Below are 1,603 nucleotides of genomic sequence, written 5' to 3' on the forward strand. Positions count from 1 at the left end.
AAGAGAAAAATTCAGCACTTGCCACAACCAAAAATTTCACATCCCCACAGATATATCTATATTTATAGGAAAATTTTCACTCTCACAGTCAAAGACAAAAAGAGGATTTTTCCCCACAGCAGAAATTTCTGAGAGAGGTAAAACACAAAAGAGAAAAATTCAGCACTTGCCACAACCAAAAATTTCACATCCCCACAGATATATCTATATTTATAGGAAAATTTTCACTCTCACAGTCAAAGACAAAAAGAGGATTTTTCCCCACAGCAGAAATTGTCGAGAGAGGCAAAAGATAAAAAGGAAAAATTCAGCACTTGCCACAACCAAAAATTTCACATTCCCACAGATATATCTATAATTTATGGATAAATTTTCACTGCCATACTCAAAGACAAAATGGTAAAACACAAAAGAGAAAAATTCAGCACTTGCCACAACCAAAAATTTCACATTCCCACAGATATATCTATAATTTATGGATAAATTTTCACTGCCATACTCAAAGACAAAATGGTAAAACACAAAAGAGAAAAATTCAGCACTTGCCACAACCAAAAATTTCACATTCCCAGAGCTATATCTATATTTATTGGAAAATTTTCACTCTCACAGTCAAAGGCAAAATGAGGATTTTTCCCCACAGCAGAAATTTCTGAGAGAGGTAAAACACAAAAGAGAAAAATTCAGCACTTGCCACAACCAAAAATTTCACATTCCCAGAGCTATATCTATATTTATTGGAAAATTTTCACTCTCACAGTCAAAGGCAAAATGAGGATTTTTTCACACAGTAGAAATTCCTAAGGTAGGCAAAAGATAAATTCAGAAAATTCAGCACTTCCCACAGACAAAAATTTAACATCCCCAGAGATATACCTATCTAAGGCAAGCGATCGCTCATCTCAACTACCATAATTTTCCCAAATTCATAACTACAGAAAATCTAAGGAAAAACTGACTATTTTCCAAGGTGAAATTTCACAACTCTTACTGTCAAACTCCATATTAGCTTCACTAACATCTTGCTCCAACAAATTCACAACTTTTCCTATCCCTAAACCAGTATCACTTTCCAATTTTAATTTTGCCTCTTTTCCCAAACATTCATAACATCTGAAAATCCAACGTTGATTATCCTCTGACCGTTTCAACGCTATCAAAATTAAGTTCTCAGTTTCCCAACCTAAAAAACGATAAGTTTGTGGCAACTTTCCATGAGATTTTTCCTTACTAATCAAAGGCATTACTTTGACAAGGAAAGGCATATTTAATTCATAACCTCGTTGCACAGTTCCAGCATTTTCCCAACTTCCGATATGAGGATAAATAGCATAAGTAAATTCGTGAATTCCTACATCTGCTTCCGAGTCAGGCCAAGTCGAACCTCTCAATAAAGTTAAACGTAATTGATCTGGTTTTGCGTCATATCCATATTTACAGTCATTCAATAAACTTACTCCATAATTATCTTTACTAATATCTGCCCAATGTAGAGCGGGAACTTCCCATTTTGCTTTTTCTCTTTCTGTCTCAGGTTTAGTAGTTCTTTTAATTGCTCCACAAGGAATTTCATAAGTAGCAAAATCTGCTTCTATATTTATGA

At 34.2% G+C, this 1,603-nt stretch carries 2 protein-coding genes; one reads left to right on the plus strand and one right to left on the minus strand.

Annotated elements, in window-relative coordinates; translation table 11 throughout:
* Positions 1-358 (plus strand): hypothetical protein (locus F6K22_RS40455; protein WP_293110759.1); only part of this gene is annotated, 358 nt, incomplete at its 5' end.
* A 574-nt stretch (positions 359-932) separates the two neighbouring features.
* Here the strand turns inward: F6K22_RS40455 and F6K22_RS40460 are convergent.
* The coding region (locus tag F6K22_RS40460) for a glycoside hydrolase family 38 C-terminal domain-containing protein (RefSeq protein WP_293110761.1) at positions 933-1,603 on the minus strand (671 nt) is incomplete at its 5' end.

Origin of the sequence: Okeania sp. SIO2F4 (assembly GCF_010672385.1) — a bacterium.
GTDB lineage: Bacteria > Cyanobacteriota > Cyanobacteriia > Cyanobacteriales > Microcoleaceae > Trichodesmium.